6 protein-coding genes are annotated in these 6,559 nt (G+C 40.3%); 5 read left to right on the top strand and 1 reads right to left on the bottom strand.

Going from position 1 to position 6,559, the window contains the following annotated elements:
* Positions 1-3: 3 nt before the first annotated feature.
* From K2N75_RS00790 to K2N75_RS00810, 5 genes are read left to right on the top strand one after another with little or no spacing between them, the layout of a single operon-like run.
* On the top strand, positions 4-2,838 hold the full coding sequence (locus K2N75_RS00790; protein ID WP_297680270.1) for a molybdopterin-dependent oxidoreductase: 2,835 nt from the start codon (positions 4-6) through the stop codon (positions 2,836-2,838).
* Positions 2,839-2,848: 10 nt separating this feature from the next.
* A complete protein-coding gene (gene fdh3B / locus K2N75_RS00795) occupies positions 2,849-3,478 on the top strand; it encodes a formate dehydrogenase FDH3 subunit beta (RefSeq protein WP_297680269.1) in 630 nt (209 codons plus the stop codon).
* 9 nt (positions 3,479-3,487) lie between these two features.
* The gene (locus K2N75_RS00800) at positions 3,488-4,447 is read left to right on the top strand and encodes a formate dehydrogenase subunit gamma (protein ID WP_297680268.1); all 960 of its coding nucleotides are present in this window, start codon (positions 3,488-3,490) and stop codon (positions 4,445-4,447) included.
* Positions 4,447-5,244, top strand: coding sequence for a formate dehydrogenase accessory sulfurtransferase FdhD (gene fdhD / locus K2N75_RS00805; RefSeq protein WP_297680267.1), 798 nt, complete (start codon positions 4,447-4,449; stop codon positions 5,242-5,244). Before K2N75_RS00800 ends, fdhD begins: the two co-directional genes overlap by 1 nt.
* Positions 5,245-5,271: 27 nt before the next feature.
* Positions 5,272-5,802 (top strand): hypothetical protein, encoded by a 531-nt coding sequence (locus tag K2N75_RS00810; protein ID WP_297680266.1) that lies wholly within the window; start codon positions 5,272-5,274, stop codon positions 5,800-5,802.
* 42 nt (positions 5,803-5,844) lie between these two features.
* On the opposite strand, the gene K2N75_RS00815 is transcribed toward K2N75_RS00810, so the two are convergent.
* Positions 5,845-6,559 (bottom strand): FkbM family methyltransferase (locus tag K2N75_RS00815; RefSeq protein ID WP_300119736.1); only part of this gene is annotated, 715 nt, incomplete at its 5' end.

Below are 6,559 nucleotides of genomic sequence, written 5' to 3' on the forward strand. Positions count from 1 at the left end.
AAAATGAGCGAAACAATTAAAAGACGCAATAATAGACGCGCGTTTTTAAAAATGACCGCTCTTGGAAGCTTAGCTAGCGCAAGTATTGCATTGGGAAATGATACACAAAAAACTATGCGTCAAGCAACTACACAAGAGTTGAAAGAAAGATACCCAGAGTCCAAAAAAGTAAAAACGATTTGTACCCATTGTTCTGTGGGTTGTGGAATCGTAGCTGAAGTCGTAGATGGCGTTTGGGTGCGACAAGAAGTGGCGCAAGACCACCCGATTTCTCAAGGGGGACATTGTTGTAAGGGCGCAGATTTAATTGATAGAGCAAGAAGTGAAACAAGACTTCGCTATCCATTAGAGAAACAAAATGGTAAATGGACAAGACTTAAATATGATGAAGCAATGGACAAAATTGCTGCACAAATTAAGCAAATCCGAGAGGAAAGCGGACCTGATGCGGTAATGTTTTTGGGAAGTGCGAAGTGTTCTAATGAGCAAAGCTATTACATTAGAAAGTTTGCAGCATTTTTTGGGACAAATAATATAGACCATTGCGCTCGCGTTTGACACAGTCCAACAGTTGCCGGTGTGGCAAATACATTTGGATATGGTGGAATGACAAACCATTTAGGCGATATGCAATTCTCTAAATATATTTTAGTCATTGGTGCAAACCCAGCTGTTAATCACCCTGTTTCTATGGTGCATATTTTGCGCGCTAAGGAAAAAGGTGCAAAACTCGTGTGCATTGACCCACGATTTACAAAAACAGCAGCAAAATGTAATGAATATCATAGAATCCGAAGCGGAACAGACATTGCCTTTGCTTATGGATTACTCAATCATATCATTGCAAAAAAACTTTATGATGAGCAATATCTCAAAGATAGAGTCGATGGCTATGAGCTTATTATGGAAGAAGCAAGGAAATTTACTCCTGAAGTTGCAGCAGATGTGTGTGGAATCCCAGCAGATGCGATTCGTCATATTGCAGAGGAAATGGCAAGCGCAAAACCTGCAAGTTTGATTTGGAATCAAGGTTTGACACAGCACACTGTGGGAACAAGCAATACGCGTATTATGCCGATTCTACAAATGTTCTTAGGAAATATTGGTAAAAATGGTGGTGGCGTGAATATTTTGCGCGGACACGACAATGTGCAAGGTGCTTCAGATATGACAAACCTCGCAGATTCTTTACCCGGATATTATGGATTGGGAGAACCTGCTTGGAAACATTTCTGCCGCCATTGGAAAGTAGATTATGATTGGATGGTTTCTCGCTTCAAAAACAAAGAGATGATGGGCAAAACAGGTTTTGCGCATTCTACTTGGAAGTTTGGTGTGCTAGATGATGAAAATATGGAAAACAATGCAGGCACTAAATTGCGTGCTTTGATTGTCATTGGTTCAGGTATGACAACCGTTTCTTTATTGGATTTGCAACGCAAAGCTATGGATAAACTAGACTTAGTTGTCTTTGTGGATCCTTATGTGAATGACTTGGCGATTTATGGAGATAGAAAAGACAATTTATTCTGCTTGCCTGCGGCTTCTCAAATGGAGACAAGTGGTAGTGTGGCAGCGACAAATCGTAGCTATCAATGGCGCTCTAAAGTAATGGAACCACTCTTTGAATGTCGTCCTGATGAAGAGTTTTTGTTTGGGTTGGCAGAGAGATTGGGATTCTTAGAAGAATATCAAAGAAGACTTTATGATATTGCAAAATCCAAAGGTAGAGATAAGTTTATTTGGCCAGAAGATGCGACGGTAGAATTAACTCAAAGTATCCGAAGCATTGGATTGCAAGGAATGAGCCCTGAACGTTTGAAGGCACACCAAGAAAATTGGCATATGTTTGATAAAGTAACCCTAGAGGGAACAGGACCATTTAAAGGGGATTATTATGGATTGCCTTGGCCTTGTTGGAGCGATAAACACCCCGGAACCCCTGTAATGTATAACGACAAAATTCCTGTTATGCGTGGAGGTATGGGATTCCGTGTGAATTGGGGTGTTACAAATCCTAGCGGTCAAAGTATGCTTACTCCTCGTTCTTTACCCGATGCGAAATATAGTGGAGGACACGCTCCTGTAACTGCGGCAAATGCGGAATCTCTTGGCATTAAGCTCACAGAAGCAGAGAAACAAGCAATCGGCGGAACAAGCTTTGCTATGGGATTTGGTAATAATATTCTTGTAGAAAAAGCTTTGGAGCAAGGACTTTGCCCTTATGGAAATGGTAAAGCAAGAGCAAATGTATGGAATTGGTATGACAAGATTCCATTACATCGTGAGCCTTTGCATTCTGTGCGTGGAGATTTGGTGGATAAGTATCCAAACTTCCCTGATAAGAAAAATCATTTTAGGGCAAACATCAAATACCGCAGCCGACAAAAAGAGCTTGGCGAGAATAAAAATTGGGTAGATGAATTCCCTATTAATATGCTAAGTGGAAGACTTGTAGCCCATATGGGAACAGGCGCGGAGACGAGAAGTGCAAAATATCTCGCAGAAGTTGAGGGCGAAATGTTTGTAGAGATTCACCCTGATAAAGCTGCTGAAATGAATATCAAAAATGGCGATATGCTTTGGGTATATGGAACAATGGATACACGCATTTTAGTTCCAGCAAAACTTTCTACAAGAGTAGATTACAATAGCGTTTGGTTACCACAAAACTTCTCGGGAATGGACCAAGGTAAATCAAGGCTCGATAATTATCCTGAAGGCACAAAACCTTATGCGATTGGAGAATCTGCTTGTATGGTTGCGAGCTATGGGTTTGATTATAATTCTGCTTGTCCAGAAACAAAATGTGGTTTGTGTCGCATAGAAAAAGCATAAGGAGTAGAAAATGAGTAATACAATTCCAAGCAATCTTGAGAATTTCTCAAGAATCAAATTTTATTGCGATACAAATCGTTGCATTGAATGCCACGGCTGCGATGTGGCTTGTAAAGAAGCACACCATTTGCCTGTGGGCGTGAATCGCCGAAGAGTCGTTATGCTAAATGAGGGTGTTGTGGGCAAAGAAACCGCAGTTTCTATTGCTTGTATGCACTGCTCTGATGCTCCTTGTGCGCAAGTATGTCCTGTGGATTGCTTTTATATCCGTGCAGATGGAATCGTCTTACACGATAAAAAAACTTGCATAGGTTGTGGATATTGCCTCTATGCGTGTCCTTTTGGCGCACCACAATTTCCAAAAAATGGTGTGTTTGGCTCACGCGGGGCGATGGATAAATGCACTTTCTGCGCAGGAGGTCCTGAAGAAACCAATAGTGAGGAAGAATATCATCTGTATGGACAAAACAGAATCGCGGAAGGTAAAGTGCCAATGTGTGCGAGTATGTGTTCTACGAAAGCTCTGCTTGCTGGAAGCAGTGAAGAGGTTTCAAACATTATCACACATCGTGCAACTGTGCGAGGAGAAAATATCCCAAATGCTGTGCCTAATGTGTGGAAAACGGCGTATGGCGACTAGGAGGATTCTATGAGAAATTTATTGAAATTCTTTAGAATCTTGATGTTGGGTGTATTTGTAGCAGGAGCTAATTTTGCTTTTGCCGCAAACCCAAGTGTGCCACAAGAAGGTGGCAAACAATATGCAGAAGTGATTCCGGGCAATAATTCTTTGATACTGCCAAGTGATAGGGCAAATCCAAAGATTTATGGTGGTCCAGAAGTAGAAGCAATCAAAACTTGGGGAGTGGATTCTCCTAATTCTTATGGTTTTGGCGAAATCTTTACGCTTTTGCAAGGACATTATTTTTCTGTGATTTTTGGGATTCTTATTATCTTAGTGCCTTTGGCATTTTTGGGGCATTTTATGATGATTGGGCAAAAGAAATTCAATCACGGAAAGAAAATTCGCGTCTTTTCTAGCTACAATATTTTTGTGCATTGGTGCGCAGCGATTCCTTTTGTGATGATTTGTATCACAGGCTTAGTGATGGTCTTTGGTGATAAGCTAGGCGGAGGAGGATTTGTTCGCTTTGCAAGAGATGTGCATGGAATCGCAACGATTGTTTTTGCAGTCTTTGGCGTGTTGATGTTCTTAATGTGGTTTAAAAGCGCATTACCTAGAGCTTATGATATTGATTGGCTTATGATTATGGGTGGATATTTAAGCAAAGAGAAAAAGCCAATTCCAGCAGGGAAGTTTAACGCAGGGCAAAAAATGTGGTTCTGGGTTTGCACTTTGGGCGGATTTGCAATGGTAATTTCTGGTGCTTTTATGTTTTTTCAATTCAGCGATATTAATACTTTAAGAATGATGGCGTTAGCGCACAATTTTATTGGATTTTTAATTATTGCTTTATTGATTACACACATTTATATGGCAGTCTTTGCGATTGAGGGAGCTTTGCACTCAATCATTGATGGACATATGGGTGAAGAGGAAATTGCAATTTTGCATAGTTATTATTATAAAGAAATCAATGCAGCGTAATGGAATCCTATTATCAAGCATTGAAAATTGAAAGAATCTCTCCTAATGGGGGAGATTCCTTAGAATTTGTTGAAGACTGCGTGATAGCAGAGGAACGCATTGCCTTTTATCTCAATGGCAAAAAGTTACTTTCAGTTATGAGTATCCCAAGAGAGCAAGATTGTCATATTGTTGGGTTTTTGATAAGTGAGGGTGTGTTGAGTGATGTTTCGCAGATTCGGCGTTTGGAAGTTGCTAAAGATGGTAAATCTGTCGCAATAGAGGCAGAAATTATTGAGGAAAATCTCCAAAATCTTTTTCGTGAAAAAACATTGACTTCTGGTTGTTGTGTAGGAGTTGCAGGGAATTTAGAAGGGCATATTGTAGAAAAATTTGTGGAATCTGATGTGAAGATTTCGTGTCGCGAACTTTTTGCGTATTTACAATGCTTTGAAGCCCCAAGTGAAATGTTTGAAAAAACGGGCTGTGTGCATAAGGCAATGTTGGTTTTGCGGGATTCCACGCTTATTTGTGAGGATATTGGGCGGCACAATGCGATTGATAAAGTAATGGGAAAGGCGCGTTTGCAAGGGCTTGATACACGCAATGCGATTCTTTATGTGAGCGGGCGATTGTCGCTTGAAATGGTGATTAAAGCGGTGATGCACAATATTCCCATTGTGATTTCTAAGGCTGCTGCTACTCTTATGGGAGTGAAAGCAGCGCAAGAAACAGGCGTAACGCTTGTCGGCTTTGCGCGTGGCAAGAGGGCAAATGTCTATACGCATAGCGGCAGAATCCTTAATATAGATTCTTAAGCTTTTATCAAATAAGGCTTTAGCAGAATGGTTTTTCTCATTGGGGGCGAAACGCATACAGGCAAGACTTTCTTAGCGCAAAAATTACTAGAAATGCACCATTTTCCTTATATGAGTTTGGACCACTTAAAAATGGGATTTATACGCGGTATGAATCCCCCGCCTTTTGATGTTACAGAAGATGTTAAGATTGCTGATTTTATGTTTGATATTGTTGCTGGAATCATAAATGTTTGCTTGGAAAATACCCAAAATCTCATTATAGAGGGAGTTTATTTTCCTCCCTCTAAAACGCGGATATTTCTTGAGAATCCCCATATCAAGATTCTTTATTTGCTTTTTAGTGAGAAATATATTTTACAAAATTACACACTTATTTATCAAAAAGAAAATGTAGTAGAAAAGCGAAAGATTGGAGAGAGGGATTCCAAAGAAGAGTTGGTAAGGAATCATACGAATTTAAAACAAGAGTGTTTGCGGTATTGTTTGCCTTTTTTGGAAATACAAGAAAACTATGAAAACGAAATTGCAAAAGCCTATGAGTTTTTTGCAATTTAATGTATTTTTGATGGTTTGGAATCCCTTGCGAGATTCCATAGATTATTTTGCAAAGCGAATCGGAATTTCTGGATTTGCAAGCCAAGTAGGAGAATCTAAATCCTTCAAGATTCCTTGCTCTATTTTTTGATTTTCATTCAAGCCCAAATCTTTTAAGTATTTGCGGTTAATGTAGCTAACCTCTATGGTTGTGCTAAAAAACAATTCTTTGGAATAAAAGATTTTGCCGTGATTATTAAAATGTAAATGAATGGGGCAGAAATACTTATCCAAACGCTTAAGTTGCGTGATTCTTTGATGAAATCCGCTTTTTTCTTCGGGATTGCAGCCGTGGAATTCAAAAATCACTTGCGCAAAATTCTCCGCTAAAGATTCTATCTCAATTCCCTCTAACATTTCCCATTCTGCATTTTCAATGTCAATTTGTAAAATATTTGCCTGTGTGGAGTTTAGCTGATTGTCCTTGATGAGCGTTTCTAATGTAATGGTAGAATCGCTATTGTGTGTTGCAATGAATTTTTTATAAAAAGTAATATTGGGGTGCGTGTAGGGAGAATGTGCGATACTTCCATCATATTCTAACACTGGATAGCCAAGCTCTGCCATCTCCAAATCCCAAGGGGAATAATCAGAAACTCCTAGTGAAATTGCTTTTGGATTTTGCAAATAGGGGCTATTTGGGGGCGGCGGGGGGGGGGGGGGGGGGGGGGGGGGCGGGCGGGCGGGGGGGGCTGGGGGGGCGGGGGGGGGGGGGGGG

The sequence above is a fragment of the Helicobacter sp. genome, assembly GCF_029067145.1.
Classification (GTDB): domain Bacteria; phylum Campylobacterota; class Campylobacteria; order Campylobacterales; family Helicobacteraceae; genus Helicobacter_D.

What these genes read in the sequence shown, in the direction of transcription:
- fdh3B (WP_297680269.1), top strand. Translation starts at nt 2,849, where the DNA reads ATGAGTAATACAATTCCAAGCAATCTTGAGAATTTCTCAAGAATCAAA.
- K2N75_RS00800 (WP_297680268.1), top strand. Translation starts at nt 3,488, where the DNA reads ATGAGAAATTTATTGAAATTCTTTAGAATCTTGATGTTGGGTGTATTT.
- fdhD (WP_297680267.1), top strand. Translation starts at nt 4,447, where the DNA reads ATGGAATCCTATTATCAAGCATTGAAAATTGAAAGAATCTCTCCTAAT.
- K2N75_RS00810 (WP_297680266.1), top strand. Translation starts at nt 5,272, where the DNA reads ATGGTTTTTCTCATTGGGGGCGAAACGCATACAGGCAAGACTTTCTTA.